This is a genomic window from Arthrobacter sp. 05L417 (assembly GCF_056397865.1).
The window spans coordinates 1-15,105 of the sequence record NZ_JBFTOG010000064.1; the positions used below are offsets into that span (position 1 = coordinate 1).

At 59.6% G+C, this 15,105-nt stretch carries 10 protein-coding genes and 3 pseudogenes; 7 read left to right on the plus strand and 6 right to left on the minus strand.

Annotation, left to right across the window (positions count from 1 at the left end; translation table 11 throughout):
- Window positions 1-177: pseudogene (locus AC1DJW_RS25830) on the plus strand (dTDP-glucose 4,6-dehydratase); the annotation flags it as partial.
- A 396-nt stretch (window positions 178-573) separates the two neighbouring features.
- Here the strand turns inward: AC1DJW_RS25830 and AC1DJW_RS25835 are convergent.
- Window positions 574-2,019 (minus strand): hypothetical protein, encoded by a 1,446-nt coding sequence (locus AC1DJW_RS25835; protein WP_476902873.1) that lies wholly within the window; start codon window positions 2,017-2,019, stop codon window positions 574-576.
- A 160-nt stretch (window positions 2,020-2,179) separates the two neighbouring features.
- Between AC1DJW_RS25835 and AC1DJW_RS25840 the strand changes: the two genes are divergently transcribed.
- Window positions 2,180-3,541, plus strand: coding sequence for a hypothetical protein (locus AC1DJW_RS25840; RefSeq protein ID WP_476902874.1), 1,362 nt, complete (start codon window positions 2,180-2,182; stop codon window positions 3,539-3,541).
- A gap of 101 nt (window positions 3,542-3,642) precedes the next feature.
- On the opposite strand, the gene AC1DJW_RS25845 is transcribed toward AC1DJW_RS25840, so the two are convergent.
- The 4 genes from AC1DJW_RS25845 to AC1DJW_RS25860 all read right to left on the minus strand — a co-directional run bounded on the left by AC1DJW_RS25845 (window position 3,643) and on the right by AC1DJW_RS25860 (window position 8,752).
- Window positions 3,643-4,683, minus strand: a complete 1,041-nt coding sequence (locus AC1DJW_RS25845; RefSeq protein WP_476902875.1) for an acyltransferase family protein — start codon at window positions 4,681-4,683, stop codon at window positions 3,643-3,645.
- A gap of 267 nt (window positions 4,684-4,950) precedes the next feature.
- Window positions 4,951-6,393, minus strand: a complete 1,443-nt coding sequence (locus AC1DJW_RS25850; protein ID WP_476902876.1) for a dihydrolipoamide acetyltransferase family protein — start codon at window positions 6,391-6,393, stop codon at window positions 4,951-4,953.
- A 2-nt stretch (window positions 6,394-6,395) separates the two neighbouring features.
- Window positions 6,396-7,523: an alpha-ketoacid dehydrogenase subunit beta gene (locus tag AC1DJW_RS25855; RefSeq protein WP_476902877.1), complete on the minus strand. Its 1,128-nt coding sequence runs from the start codon at window positions 7,521-7,523 to the stop codon at window positions 6,396-6,398.
- Complete coding sequence (locus AC1DJW_RS25860) at window positions 7,520-8,752, minus strand: thiamine pyrophosphate-dependent dehydrogenase E1 component subunit alpha (RefSeq protein ID WP_476902878.1); 1,233 nt, start codon at window positions 8,750-8,752, stop codon at window positions 7,520-7,522. The genes AC1DJW_RS25855 and AC1DJW_RS25860 overlap by 4 nt, the downstream gene beginning before the upstream one ends.
- Window positions 8,753-8,923: 171 nt before the next feature.
- On the opposite strand from AC1DJW_RS25860, the gene AC1DJW_RS25865 reads away from it, so the two are divergent.
- The 4 genes and pseudogenes from AC1DJW_RS25865 to AC1DJW_RS25880 all read left to right on the plus strand — a co-directional run.
- A complete protein-coding gene (locus AC1DJW_RS25865; RefSeq protein WP_476902879.1) occupies window positions 8,924-9,388 on the plus strand; it encodes an Lrp/AsnC family transcriptional regulator in 465 nt (154 codons plus the stop codon).
- 806 nt (window positions 9,389-10,194) lie between these two features.
- A complete protein-coding gene (locus tag AC1DJW_RS25870) occupies window positions 10,195-11,712 on the plus strand; it encodes a tyrosine-protein kinase domain-containing protein (RefSeq protein WP_476902880.1) in 1,518 nt (505 codons plus the stop codon).
- A 79-nt stretch (window positions 11,713-11,791) separates the two neighbouring features.
- Complete coding sequence (locus tag AC1DJW_RS25875) at window positions 11,792-13,057, plus strand: hypothetical protein (RefSeq protein WP_476902881.1); 1,266 nt, start codon at window positions 11,792-11,794, stop codon at window positions 13,055-13,057.
- 172 nt (window positions 13,058-13,229) lie between these two features.
- Window positions 13,230-13,404: pseudogene (locus AC1DJW_RS25880) on the plus strand (IS1634 family transposase); the annotation flags it as partial.
- Here AC1DJW_RS25880 and AC1DJW_RS25885 read toward each other — a convergent pair.
- Window positions 13,388-13,741, minus strand: coding sequence for a transposase family protein (locus AC1DJW_RS25885; RefSeq protein ID WP_476902882.1), 354 nt, complete (start codon window positions 13,739-13,741; stop codon window positions 13,388-13,390). The pseudogene AC1DJW_RS25880 and the gene AC1DJW_RS25885 sit on opposite strands and share 17 nt — an antisense overlap.
- A gap of 224 nt (window positions 13,742-13,965) precedes the next feature.
- Here AC1DJW_RS25885 and AC1DJW_RS25890 point away from each other — a divergent pair.
- Window positions 13,966-15,048, plus strand: a pseudogene (locus tag AC1DJW_RS25890) (IS256 family transposase); the annotation flags it as partial.
- Window positions 15,049-15,105 lie beyond the last annotated feature (57 nt).

Below are 15,105 nucleotides of genomic sequence, written 5' to 3' on the forward strand. Positions count from 1 at the left end.
GACCTGCGCTACGCGATCGACTCCACGAAGCTGCGCACCGAGCTGGACTGGAAGCCCGAGTTCTCCAACTTCGAGGCCGGCATCGAAGACACCATCAAGTGGTACCGCGACAACGAAGCATGGTGGCGCCCGCAGAAGGCCGAAACCGAGGCAAAGTACAAGGAACAGGGCCAATAGACGATGTCGATCGAGTTTTCCAAGCAGCTCAGCGCCCGCGAATTAACTGCTCGTCCACAACGGCGGTGCTGAACGCTTTTGAAGGGATGCATGCCCGTTTGGGTTGTCGCACGTGAGTCTTGTGGCGATTTTGCTTTGGTACTCAGAAAGTTCGGCTGCCAAGCGCCGGCCCCTCTCCCATTGAATGTTGCTCGATACGGGCACTTGGGATCTTGATCTGATCGGGCTCACAGGTACTGACGGGGGAATGGCTACGCCATCACTTCCGAGCAATCACTGGGCGGCATTCAGCGTTGGAGGAACTCAGGTTATGTATCCTCCGTCGCCATCATCGAAGAAGACTCATATGCGGGCATCAATGTGCGCGGTTCTGGCCTGTACTCTCTGGTTGTTACCCTAAGTTGTACGAACGGGTACCTCGGCCGGATATCCGGAGCCGTCCTCAGTGGGACTGCCGAATTTAGCCGGCACAAGATCGGAGGTCTCAGCCGCAGCAAGCACAGGCGAACTAACGGCGGGGGCTGAGAATGCCAAACCCAAAAACACGCCGAAGAGCGCAATCCCAGACGGCCAAGATAGAACATCAAAGCTGACGAAGAAGACAACGACCGACAAGAGTCCAAGCCGGTAGGACCGATGGATCCTCTTGAGCGCAAGCAGGATGAGAGTCACCAATACGGCAAGGGTGATTAGGCCTCCCTCGGCTAACGTCATGACGAACTGGTTGTCAACAGCGAAGAAGTCGCCGACCTGCAACAAACCGGCCCGGAACAACTGGTATGCGGAAAAATATCCGTTGCCAAAAACCGTTGCTAGAAGGTCTTGATTGTGCAGGAGGCCAGGGACCGCGTCGACGGCCCCGCCGCGGTGGCTGAGGGATGAAGATTCGATGAAACGACGATAGACGTCCGACTCCAAGAATCCCGCGCAAATCGCTATGAGGACCACGATGGTGAGCAGGGGAATGCCAACAACGAGAGCCTTCCACAAACGCTTCCCAACTCCCAAGAAGACCAAAACTGTCGCCACCGCTAGGGCGGACCTACTACCGGCAGCGAAGCACCCAGCAAATAACAGGACTCCGGTACAAACTTTCAGTAAACCATTTTTAGGGCCAGCGCCCCTGACTAGCAGAGCAAGTGCAACTAGCAACAGGAGCGCCAACGGGAGGGGATGTGCCAACGTTCCCTGCGAGCGGATCAGACCGCTCACGATCTGGTTGTACATGATGCTAGGGTCACCCGAGGCCGTGACGCTCGCATAACCCCATATGGGGCTCGGGTGGGTTGCCAATTCAAAAAGGGAGTACGCCGCTTCGAGCGCGGCTATGGCCACAACGAAATTTATCGAGCCCTTGCGTTCAGCGCGATTCATCATCGCGAACAGGAGTGCCGGCCCTAGCCCGGCAATCACGACTCCCAGCAGAAGCGAAAATGAACTTGGCTCGATGGATCTGGGGGTGGCTGCGGCCAATAGGCCAAAATATACGAGGAATAACCAAAGTCCTTTGGGCCTGCCAGCCAGTGATCTGAACCGCCGCGCCCAAGTAATAACAACCAGGGCCGCAACGGCTCCAAGGGTTATGTACTTCAGGTTCCCGTAGGCGGCAATGTTTTGTACCGGGATCAGCACAAGAATCACGACGGCTGCAGAACCGGAAAAACCGGCGATTCTGTCTGTTGGCACCATCCAGAAGACCATTGTTGCGAGTACGGCACCAATGACACCAAGAGTGAGCATCGGGTTGTAAGCGATACTGGCACACGCTCCCACCAGCAGAACCGCGGCTCCCGCAAAGATGTAAAAGCTCACCGTAAGCGTGCGGGTTCCCCAACGTTTCATGCCCCCATCATAAAGGGCACTCAAGACCTGCCAGCCACCACCCACCGGTCTGGGAACTCTGTCCCCACGAGTAGTCTTGCGAACCACCCGAGTACTAGTTAACCAAAAGCACGTAACGTCCACGGTGTTCTGGGTCGTTCCAACGAATTAACTTCTAGGCATGGCTAACGAGAATGGCAAGAAAGATCAGCGGGTGTCCCCCTTGGATGCCGGAGTGAAGCGGCGTGGGCTGCTCAGCTTTGGGACCCTGATGGCTGCGTTCACTGGCGCTTCCGCCGTCGCGGCTCTTGGTGCCAGTAGCGCCCAGGCCGCCACCGCGGACATTTACGTTCCCGTGGCTGAAATTGGTGCCCCTTCAGGTGTGGCAGCTTTGGACGCCGCGGCAAAAATCCCCACTTCGCAGCTTCCAGACCTTTCCGCCATAACGGTGACCCGCACTGCCAGTTCAAATGACAAGACCATCGGTGGCCGCCCGATCCAGCAGGTCACGGGCAATAAGTGGTTTCAGGGCCTCAACGTGTTCGGTAACAACACAGGCCTTGCCGCGGACCCTCGTCAGCCGACACAGTTCAATGTTGTGATCGACGGCAGGACCCTGGATAACACCACCTACGGCGGCAACAAGGTCGGCTTCGTCAACAACATCATCTTCAAGGGCGGGTTCGCGAACGAAGCCGGCTACGGTGTCGCCGACCCCACGGTGATTTTCGGTGAAGTCGTTTTCATGAAGACCGGCAACCAAGTCGGCGACCTAGCAGGGGTAACTGCCGTCTACGCGCAGACCTCTGAGGCGCACCTCTACACTCCAGGCGCAACTCTCGGAACGTTCATGGGCCTTGAAACGGTGGCCAACGTGGAGGCATCGGCCATAGGCGCGACTGTCACGAATGCCTACGGCCACTACGCCCGAGGCCCTGTGGACAACGTCGGCGGCGCAATCATCAACGCCTACGCGGCCTACTTCGAAGCCCCAACGGGCGGCGTCAACAAATGGTCGGCCCGATTCAAAGGCCTCGCGCAGTTCGACGGACCGGCGTTCTTCGCCGGCCTCACGCCCGGAATCAGCGGCGCCGGCGTCGCCGATGGAGTGTATGCCGGCAAGCGCTCCAACGGCACCGTGGGTATTGAAATGTCGCAGAACGGGACAAACTTCGCCATCGCGAATGAAAACGGCATCATCGCCTTCACAAAAGTAGGCATTGCCCAGTACGCGACACTTGATCAGTCCGGAAACTGGTTCATCACTGGCGGCACCAAAACAAAGTTCCGCGAAGTATCCGCCGATACCACCGTCACAGCCAGCGATTCAGTGGTCTGCACCACTGCCGTATCCAAAGTCACGCTTCCGAGCCCGTCGGCTCCCTCAATGTCCGGGCGTACCTACTGGGTCAAGAACGCCAGCACTGGCGTGGTCACCGTTGCAACGGCATCCAACAACATCGACGGCTCTGCCACTCTTGCTATGGCCGCCGGGACAGGAAAAATGTTCATCTCAAACGGAACCAACTGGAGGGCGATCTAATGAACCCGGACGCAATCCTCGCTCTCATCAGCGAGCTTTACACTCAGGTTAACTTGCTCACACAAGCGAACCATGAACTTCGGAAGAAACTCGACGAGGCTTCAGAAAAGAACTGACTCCTTCCGGGCAAGACGCTTCTCAAGATGCCTACGAAAGTTTTGGGCGGGCTTTTCAATAAGAAGCCAGCTAACTACCGCAGCAACCAGCGTCAAGACGATTACAAGCCAGTCGTTCTCGACCCACTTGGAGATCGGATAGTTCCAAAGGTAAGCCGCATAGGAGATAGCACCCAGCCCAACAAGAGGCTTCACGGCCAGTGGGGGCGGGCCGCTCTTCCCTGCAAACGCGAACACCAGCACCACTGTGCACAATGCGATCAGCGGACCACCAACAAGATACGTCACAGGCCATGATTTCGGCTCTGGGACGAAGCAAAGCGCACCGAGGGCAGTGGCGGAAACGGCAGCCAGCACCCGACTATAGCTAATCGCCGAGAACCATTGTGAAAGTTTCTCGTGCTCTATGCGCGCCCAAGCGCCTATTAGCATCGCCGAGGCCCATGACGTTGGCAAGGTGTAGACCTTGATGACTTCCGCATGGGCCACCCATATCGTGGCGGCGCAAAGTGCAAGGACGCCAGCCGTGGCAATCGCCACTGTTTTGCGGGGCCCCCAACGCTTCATGCCAAGCAGAAGCAGTGCAGGCCATACGAGGTAGAACTGCTCCTCAGTTGCCAGTGTCCATAAGTGGCTCAGCGCGTCACTGCCGTGCCCGAACCCGGGAATGTTCATGGTGTACGTCATTCCAACGATCACCGAGCGAACAATCTCCACGCGGTCACCGAGAATATTCCACACGCCCTCGATGACAGCGAACCCTGCGAGCATGAACACCAGGGCCGGGATCAGACGGAACGCGCGGTGCCGGTAGAAGCGCCCATACCTGACGCGACCAAACTCATCGATATCCCGCATGAGTAACTGGGTGATCAGATACCCGCTCAGGGCGAAGAACACGACAACACCAACTATCCCGGCACCCCCGAATGTCTCTGGCCACGAGTGGCGCAAGAGGACTAAAAGGATGGCGACGCCACGAAGCGCATCCAGTCCATAAAAACGATCACGCTGATTGCCGGCCATTTTTACCCCCAAGTTGGTGACCCAGATGCAGATGAGTATAAGGGGTCGATAAGACTCGATAGGTGACTAATATGTCGTCGGGCCACATATTAACGCGCTGAAGCCTTGGGCCGTCCATGCTCATGTTGGGTCTTGAACGCAGGCCCGACATTCAAGGAACAATGATTACGTCGCCACTGCCTTGACACGCATCTGCTCGCCAAGTAGGCGGGCAGGCCCAATGTGAACATTCCAATCGCTCGGGTAGCAAACCGACATAGCCATCGTCTACAAATCCGCAAGTACCGTCCCCAGGTTCTCGATCGCGTCCGCGACGTACCTCAGGAACCCCGCAGCCGTTTCCCCATCACAAACCCGGTGATCGAACGCCAACGTCAGCTCGGTGACCTTGCGGACAGCCAACTGGCCGTCCACCACCCAGGGCTTGTCAATGATGCGGCCCACGCCCAGCATCGCTACCTCGGGATAGTTGATGATCGCGGCGGAACCGTCCACGCCGAACACACCGTAGTTGTTCAGAGTGAAGGTGCCACTGCCCAACTCCGTCGGTGTTGCCTTGCCCTCACGGGCGACCGTGGTGAGCCGGCGGATTTCGGCATCGAGTTCGCGGGCGTTCAACAGGTGGGCGTTGCGGACGGACGGAACCACGAGTCCGCGGTCCGTCTGCGCGGCGAAGCCAAGGTTGATGCCGTCGAATGCGATAATCTCTTGCATTTCGCCGCCGGCCGAATCCTCCGCCGTAACAAACCGGGTGTTCAGCTCGGGGAATTTTTTTAGCCCAGCGGTGACAAAACGAGCGATGAACGCGAGTAGTCCGGGAGCTCCGTGCGGATCGCGCTTCTTGAGTTCGGCTCGCATCTCAAGCAGCGCAGTGGCGTCAACGTCTACCCAGACGGTTGCCTCAGGGATCTCGGACCGGCTGCGGGTCATGTTCGCCGCTACAGCCTTTCGTATCCCACGGACCGGAGTGCGCGAAGTGACTGACAAGCCGGTACGGGCATCCTGGACACCGGTGGAAGGCTGGACAACGGCGGGCGCCTCAACGGGCGTCGTCTCGCGCGAAGCCCCTCCGATCGCGGCCTCAATGTCGCGACGCAGGATGAGCCCGCTCTCCCCCGAACCAGGCACAGCATCCAAAGAGACCCCATGGTCCCGGGCCATCTTCCGCACCAATGGGGAAATCACCGCAGAAAGCTTCCCCGGAATCCGCGTACGGGACAACGCAAGTTCGGCAAAGTCAGGCCCTGGCACTACGGGTGCAGCGGAAGCCGGAGCCTTCCGCGGCCGAGTGCGCCGAGCCTCACCACCTCCGGATGTTCCGTAGCCAATGAGGACGTTCCCGGATCCGGCTTTCTCTTCGATCCGGTAAGCCTCGGCAGCTGCGGACGCAACGGGTGCCTCGGAAACAACTTCCTCGGGTCCGGCCTCTTCCGCAACCGCAGGCTCAGCCGCGACCGAAGCACCAACAGGAGCCACCGAGATCAGTGGCTTCCCGACATCGAGCGTCTGGCCGGCTTCGCCATGCAGCACGGCGACGATCCCTGCGTACGGCGAGGGCACCTCCACCATGGACTTGGCGGTCTCAACCTCGGCGATCGGCTGGTCCACGCGAATCTCGTCGCCCACGGCCACAAGCCAGTTGACGAGTTCAGCCTCGGTGAGGCCTTCGCCCAGGTCCGGAAGCAGGAACACTTGCATGTCTGCGCTCATGGTCAGTTCTCCCATTGAAGGTCGTCTACGGCGTCGAGGATGCGGTCGACGCTTGGCAAGTAGTAGTGCTCCAGCTTCGGAGCCGGGTATGGGACATCGAAGCCGGTGACCCGGCGGATGGGCGCGGCCAGGTAGTGGAAGCAGCGCTCCTGCACCCGGGCGACAATTTCGGAGGACACGGACGCGAAGCCGTGAGCCTCGGCGATGACCACAGCGCGGCCGGTCTTGCGCACCGACGCGCACACGGTTTCGTCATCGAAGGGCACGATTGAGCGGACATCGATCACTTCAAGGGAGCGGCCCTCTTCAGCTGCTGCGGCCGCGGCGGCGAGTGCGGTCGGGACCGAGGGTCCGTAGGCGATGAGCGTCGCATCAGTGCCGGGACGCGCGACGGCGGCGTGCCCCTCGCTGCTGGATCCCTTCGCGGTGTTCGCGGCGTGTTCGGCCCGCAGTGCGCCCAGGTCCACCTGGTCTTTGGACCAGTAGAGCTTTTTCGGTTCCATGAACATGACGGGATCGTCGGAATCGATGGCCTCGCGGAGCATGCGGTAGCCGTCGGCCACGGTCGCGGGCGTGTAGACCTTCAGACCCGCGGTGTGGGCGTAGTAGGACTCGGACGAGTCACAGTGGTGCTCCACGCCGCCGATGCCACCTGCGTAAGGCACACGGATGACCATGGGCAGCTTCACGGCGCCCTTGGTGCGATTATGCATCTTTGCCACATGGCTGACGATCTGTTCGAAGGCCGGGTAAGCGAAGGCGTCGAACTGCATCTCAATCACGGGACGCATTCCGTTCATGGCCATACCTACGGCCATGCCCACGATGCCGGACTCTGCCAGCGGGGTGTCGAAGCACCGTTGTTCTCCGAAAGTGGCCATCAGGCCGTCGGTGATCCGGAAGACGCCACCCAACCGGCCAACGTCTTCACCGAACACCAGAACCGAAGCGTCGGCCTCCATGGCGTCCGCCATCGCGGTGTTGAGGGCTTTGGCCATGGTGATGGTCTGGGGACCGGAGGCTTCGGCTACTGCTGCCGCGCTGGCTGCGGCGCTTGCGGTAGCGGAACTGACGTCGCCTGTTGCGGCGCGCTCGGTGGCGTCAGAGGATGTGGTGACGGCGGGGCTCATTTGCCTGCCTCCTTCTGGCTGGATGCCTCACGGGCGAGTTCATCGGCGAGCAGGGCGGACTGCTCTTTAAGTTGTGGTGTGGGTGTGGAGAAGACGTAGCGGAAGAGATTTTGCGGGTCTACGGGGACATCCTCCCCCAGGCCTTCGCGAAGCTGCGAGGCAACGGATTCGGCCTTTGCTGATATCCGGCTGGAACCGTCGTTGTCGAGCAATCCACGGCCGGTGAGGTACGCCGTCATGCGGCTGATGGGGTCCTTGGCGGTCCATTCAGCTACTTCGCTGTCCTCTCGGTAGCGGGTGGCGTCGTCAGCGTTGGTGTGGGCCTGCATGCGGTAGGTGTGGGCCTCGATTAGGAGCGGGCCAGAGCCTTCGCGGGCGAGTTTCACGGCTCGATCCAGCACGGCGAGGAGCGCGACCAGGTCGTTGCCGTCAACGCGTTCACCGGCCATGCCATAGCCAACGGCCTTGTGTGCCAGTGAGGGCGCCACGGACTGGTGACTCAGGGGCACCGAGATGGCGTACTTGTTGTTCTGCACGAAGAAGATCACGGGCAGGTGGAAGACGGCTGCGAAGTTGAGGGCTTCGTGGAAGTCCCCCTCACTGGTGGCACCGTCGCCGCACATCGCCAAAACCACAGTGTCCTCGCCGCGCAGTTTGGCGGCATGGGCAACTCCAACGGCGTGCAGCAGCTGCGTTGTGAGTGGTGTGCACTGGATGCCGACCTTGTGCTTGGTGGGGTCGTAGCCGCCGTGCCAGTCGCCGCGAAAGATGGTCATGGTCTCCACCGGGTCCACTCCGCGGGACATGACCGCCACTGCGTCACGGTAAGTGGGGAACAGCCAGTCGCCTTCGCGAAGGCACAGGGCGGCCGCTACCTGGCACGCTTCCTGTCCGTGGCTGGACGGGTAAACGGCCATGCGGCCCTGCCGGACGAGGGCGGAGTTCTGGTCATTGACGCGGCGTCCGACGACGAGCTGTTCGTACGCTGCCATGAGTTCGGCGTCACCGGGGATGGGATATTCGTGGCCCGGTTCCGTGCCCTGTTCAGCTTCGGGCTTGAGCACGCCCGAAGGATCGACCATCTGGATCTGATGGCGGGCCGGCAGCATGTAGTCTTCCACGCTGATGCCGAACTTGCGCCGCACTTCGGACGCTTGGTCGTTTGCTTGGGTATCGTCCGGCCGAGCGTCAGCCAGACCTTGGGCCTCATGGTCTGCGGAGATCGTCATTGGTCCGTCCTTCTGTATCCACTATTTGTCACCAGTATGTTCCTTGGAGAAGTTTCGTATCCAGCTCTGGGCAGAATCATGGAAAAGCTTGCAGGAAAGCTCTAGTCTGGAAGACAAATTGCAAATGTGAGCTGGCTAACGGGCCCACGCTGTGGACGAATTGGAGATGCGATGGCCGAGGTGGAAGCGGATCAGGCAGAGGTTCCTCTTGACCAAGTGGACAGGGACATCATTGCCGAGCTGACTCGGGACGGCCGCATGTCAGTCACCCAAGTGGCGGAGAACGTCCACATCAGTCGCGCGCATGCGTACTCGAGAATCTCCCGACTGACGGGTGAAGGGGTGCTCACCAAGTTCACCGCACTGGTGGACCCCATCAAGGCCGGCTTGAAGTCATCGGCCTACGTCACACTCAAGGTGCAGCAGCACTCGTGGCGCGAACTCCGTGAAGAGCTACGGCTCATTCCGGAGGTACAACACATCGCCCTGGTGGGCGGAGATTTTGACGTCATCCTGCTGGTCCGCGCCACCGACAACATTCACCTGCGCAGGGTCATTTTCGACCGACTGCAGTCGATGCCAGGCGTGCTGGACACGCAAACGTTCCTGGTTTTTGAGGATCTGGATACGCGGTAGGAGTTTGCGTGGTTGGCGCGGCCTCTGGGATCTTTTGTTCGCCCCCATCGGCCTCACAATCTAGGTCGTCGGACAGACGCACGTCATCGGGGAAGCGCAGCAAGACGGACGACTCCGCTCGCTCTTTCCCCGCTTCCGAAGGGCGAGGACCAGCATTCCGGTTGCTCCGACGATTGCAAGTGCGGCCAGCATGGTTGCCAGGCCTTCGACATAGTCTTCTAGGGACATCTGAGGGCTACCGGGATAGGGCTAGGTAGACCACTGCTGCGGTGAGGCACATCAACAAGAGGAGCCCCCCGTACTTGAATGGGTTCGGAGTAGTCTTCCGATGAGGGTTGATGTCCACGTAGCCGGGCAAAGCGTCCTCCATTTGATGTTGCCGAACTCTCCCCGGCAATTAGTATCGACCACTCGTCAAATCCGGTAAGGAATCTTTCTGAACTTTCACCGAAGGTGCATGTTCAGAACGAACCGACTTACCTGAGTTGCAGGTTCCAGCACCAGCCGTTGTTGGGCTTGGTGAGTCATTGAGGCATTCTTTCGGTGGTGAGCAGACTGGCGCAGCGCCGATACCGACTCCGTCAACCAAGCAGTCTCCGGTGCATTTGTCGAAATCAACACCCTCTCAACCATAGCGACGCGCAGGTCACCCAGGCGGGAGTAACCCTAAGCATGAGCTCGCAAAAGATGTTCACACAATGTCAATAGCCGCCGCAGACGGTACACTGGCGTGGACCGCACGAATACTGCCGTTCTGGGGGATGCTACGTGCAGGTCCCAGTCAAGGACACAGGGGAGACCTCGGTTTGGATCTACGCGACTATTTACGCATTATTCGCCATGACTGGATGGTCATCGCCGCCGTTACGCTTGTTGGTCTTTTGGGAAGCGGAGTTTTTTCAGCTTTATCCAAACCGGTATATACCGCTGATACCCAATTGTTCGTGGCGATTCAAAATTCAGGCACAGTTCAAGAGCTGCAGCAGGGTAACACATTCAGTCAAGCGCGAGTTCAATCGTATGTAAAAACGGTGGACTCGCCGATAGTTCTCCAGCCGGCAATCGATGCCTTGGGTCTGGGAATGTCATCTCAGGAATTGGCAAACGAAGTTACCGCTTCCACAGATGTGAACACGGTTCTGATTAACATCTCCGTAAAAGACGGTTCGGCGGTTCAAGCCGCAGCCATCGCCCAGGCAGTCTCGAACAGTCTGATCAAGGCCGTAGACACACTTGAAAAGCCCAAAACTGGCGGTACGTCTCCGGTCAGCCTCTCGATCATCAAGCCAGCGGTGGCCCCGGAATCACCATCGGCGCCAAACACACGACTTTACCTGCTCCTCGGATTGGTCGGTGGGCTCGTCTTAGGGGTCGCGGCAGCTGTCCTGAGGAAGGCTCTTGACAACCGGATTAGAGGCGAAGCTGACCTCCGACATGTGACAAGCGCGCCGCTTCTTGGGGGGATAACCTTCGATCAGGACGCCGTGAAGAAGCCCCTGCTCACACAGTCCGGTCCGCAGGGTCCACGGGCCGAGTCTTTCCGGCAGCTCAGGACGAACTTGCAGTTCGCGAACGTCTCCGGCCAGGCAAAGACTGTCCTAATGACGTCGGCCCTTCCCGGTGAGGGCAAAAGCACGACCGCGACAAATCTCGCGATCGCTCTCTCACAGGCGGGGCACTTGGTGTGTCTCGTCGACGCGGATCTTCGCCGCCCCATGGTCAATGAATACCTTGGTTTAGACCGTAACGCCGGTTTGACAACAGCATTGGTTGGTGACGCCGATGTGAACGATCTACTCCAGCCCTGGGGGGACGACGATCTGTATGTCCTGTCATCAGGTCAGATTCCTCCGAACCCGAGCGAATTACTTGGGTCCCAAGAAATGCGTCAGCTAATTCATCGCCTAGAGCAGGCATTCGATCATGTCATTATCGACGCTCCGCCATTGCTACCGGTCACGGATGCAACAGTTCTGTCTCAGCATGTCGGTGGTGTTGTGGTCGTCGTCGGGTCACAAAAACTTCGCCAGAACGACCTGCAAAAAGCACTTAGCGCCCTCGAAATGGTTGGATCCAACATTCTTGGTGTCGTGCTAAACAGATTGCCTTCAAAGGGTCCCGATGCGTACGCCTACGGATATTACAGTCACGACGAGAAACCGAAGCCCGAACGGTCGTCGAGCAGTCGCCAACGCGGGAAGACACAGTCCAGTCCGGATCGTGGAAGCACACCCGTCCCGGAGTCGGATTTCGATGCCACCGTGTTGGCGGACGACAAACGCCAGGCACAAAGCTTCCCGTTGGCGAAGACTGAACGTCATTAGACAGCCCATTCGAACTGTCTAGTAGTTATCTGAAGTCCGCCCGCACTGCGGCGTGTACTCCGGAGCCGGTAGGGGGGAAATGAACGTCGGTACCGAGCTCTTACAGAGTCAGCAGAAGGTTTCATCAGTCCTAAGGACCTTTGCGCGGGGACCGGCGCTCTCGCTCGGTTCTCAGGCCATCGGTTTAGCACAACTCGCACTGCTGTTGTGGCGTGTCGGGGCAAACGAGGCGACAGATGCCTACTTCTACCTCTTCAACATGGGAATGCTGCCCATCCAGATTGTCGTCGTAGGCATGATGTATCCTCTCCTGCTCAACGAGGAAAAGATCACTCGAACTGCCATGAAGAGGGTACGTTGGCTAACGCCCTTGCTGTGCTGCTCGCTCATCCTTGCGGGCGCCGCCTGGCTGTACGCAAGCGGACGGTCCGGTTTTGCGCTCCTGCCGATAGCGATCGGATCGTTCTTGAACGCCGGACTTCAGGCTCGTGTCTGGTTTCGCGCCGTAACAGCCGAAGCTGAGGGGAACCCTCGCTGGATATCAGGTGTTGCCTTGCCTGCCAATGGGCTCGCGATGATGACCCTTCTTTTACCGATAGCTGACGCCACTACTGCAGTCGTGCTGATGTTGATTGGTCTGGTTCTCGGAAATGGGACGCTGCTCGTCGTGATGAGCAGGCTTCGCGTCGGGGATGAAGTTCTAAGAAGGGCGCCTCGATCAAAGTCTGGAAGGTCGACCGCACCTTACTGGTTCCTGGGCAAAGCCGGCATTGGATACATTGGTCTGGTGCTGCTGCAGTCCCTGGCAGTCTTGCTTCCGCCATCCGCGGTCACTCTCCTTAACCTGGCAGTCAAGGTGGTCGGGTCAGCGAGCGCTACGCTCGTAAACTCCGTAATGCCGATCTTGGTTCATCAGAACATCAACTCACCGTCAGCAGGACGCAGGTTTCTTCGTGTGCTTGTTGCGGGGCTCACTGTAATTTCCGCAGTCGGAATCGGTGGAGTTGCCCTCTTCCTTCCAGACCTGACAGTTCCAGCGATTTGTCTCGGGCTGTGGTCTCTTTCGTCGGCAGCCGCTGGCGCGGCACAGCGTATGTCCTTTCGCTTTCTCAAGCCGAGCGCATCTCGAGTGACTATTATTGCCGTTCCGGTTGTCGTCGCGTTCGCTCTCTGGTCGGTCCACATGCCTGCATTCCAACTAGTGGTTCTTCTCTGCGCCTATGCGGGTGTTGACGCTGCGACCTCAACATTGCTCCTCATATCCCTGAAGGACAAACTAATGGCAACCGTGCTCGGATCCGTGTTGATAGGGCTGGCTGTAATCTGGGTTTCGACTCTTGCATAAGCGACAGTCCATGCGCATGGGAGCAACCGTGGGATCAAGGCGCGACTATCGGCGCTCCATCTCATTCGGAAGAGACTCCAAAATGCGCCCAACCCGCGCGATATAAGCGTTCAAGCTAAAGGTTTCGCGCCACATGACTTGGTTCACGGGTCACGTCGACCCATAGATGGACGTCGGTCCGGTCATGGACCGGTGTGGGTTCCCACTGGAGATCGGCTGCTTCGAAGGCAACAAGGCCGAGTGCAGCGACCATCATCCCGAGCGTCAAGCAGTTCCAGGATCGCCACGGCCTGGCCGCCGACCTGGCCGATGCCGGCATTCTTTCGGTGTTCAGCCTAGGCAAACTGGCTCTTCACGGTTCGTCCGCCGAGGGCACAGATACTCATCGCAGAAGAATCTCCGCTTGGACCAGATCACTTCGACCGGGCCGGCGACAGGGATGTCGCGCAGGCGTTGGAGCCGGCGTGAATGCACACGGGTGCTGACGACGCCGCAGCACGGGCAGCCGGCCTCGGCGGTGGCTTCGACGCGGACCCGCCGCTGCCCGAAGGCGAGGATGTCGGTATCGGTGACGCGGTAGTCGGGCAGATTGAAGAGGGCGGTGGCAGCATCGGGGCGCGGGGAAGTAGGCTCGATCAAGGCTCGTAGCTCCTGACTCTTGATGAATGCGTAGAGAACATCCATCACAGCAGGGCTACGAGCCCTTCAGCTTTCAAGACACGGAATCCGTTTCACCACGAACCACGGAGAGCCGCCAGGTTGCGTCCCGTGGGGTGGTGTAGTTCTGCCGCGGTAGCGCGTTGCCCGGCAACGCAGTGAGCCATCGTGCGATGGTCAGTGAGTACCGATCAAAGAACTCACGGAAAGACACAAACACACGATGGCTCTAGACCAGTCTGCCCTGCTGCACCACCCAGCGCAACGGGACCCGGCCCCGGACGTTAAGCACCACGGCCGGGGACCTGAGCCTGAAGATCCCGAAACTGCGGACCGGGTCGTTCTTCCCGGCCCTGCTGGAGCGCCGCCGGCGCGTGGACCAGGCCTTGTACGCGGTTGTGATGGAGGCCTACCTGCACGGGGTCTCCACCCGCAAGGTCGATGACCTGGTCAAGGCGCTGGGCGCGGACGTCGGGATCTCCAAATCCGAAGTGTCCCGGATCTGCGCGGACCTGGACCAGGAAGTCGGTGCGTTCCGGGACCGGAACCTCGCCGCGATGGACTACCCGTATGTGTTCCTGGACGCCACCTACTGCAAGGCCCGGGTGAATCACCGGGTCGTGTCCCAGGCCGTCGTGGTCGCGTTCGGCGTCGCCGCCGACGGGCGCAGGGAAGTCCTGGGCTTCGACGTCGGCGACAGCGAGAACGAGGGGTTCTGGACCGCGTTCCTGCGGTCGCTGAAGACCCGCGGACTGGACGGGGTGAAGTTGGTCATCTCCGACGCGCACACCGGGTTGAAGAAAGCCATCGATACGGTGTTCCAAGGCGCGGCCTGGCAGCGCTGCCGGGTCCACTTCATGCGCAACGTGCTCTCGACCGTGCCGAAGGGCTCCCAGGAGATGGTCGCCTCGATCATCCGCACCGTGTTCGCCCAGCCCGACGCCGGGCACGTGAACACCCAGTTCGATGAGGTCGCCCGCATGCTGGGCAAGTCCCACCCGAAGGTCGCCGCGATGCTCCACGACGCCCGTGAGGACGTGCTCGCGTTCGCCGGATTCCCGGCCAAGCATTGGCGCCAGGTCTGGTCCACGAACCCAATGGAGCGGGTCAATAAAGAAATCAAGAGACGCACCGATGTTGTCGGGGTCTTCCCTAACCCGGCAGCCCTGCTCCGGCTCGCCGGCGCCGTCCTCGTCGAGCAACACGACGAATGGGAAGCCGGAGACCGCCGCTACCTCTCCGAAGCCTCCATGGCCGAGCTCAAAGCCATGAACACCACGACGACCGAACCAGTAAAAGAAGGGATTTTGCTCCCCGAACTCACTGCAGCATAATCAGATCACTGACCCGCACGGTGTCGAGAAAACTCCACCACTCAGCGGGACGCAACC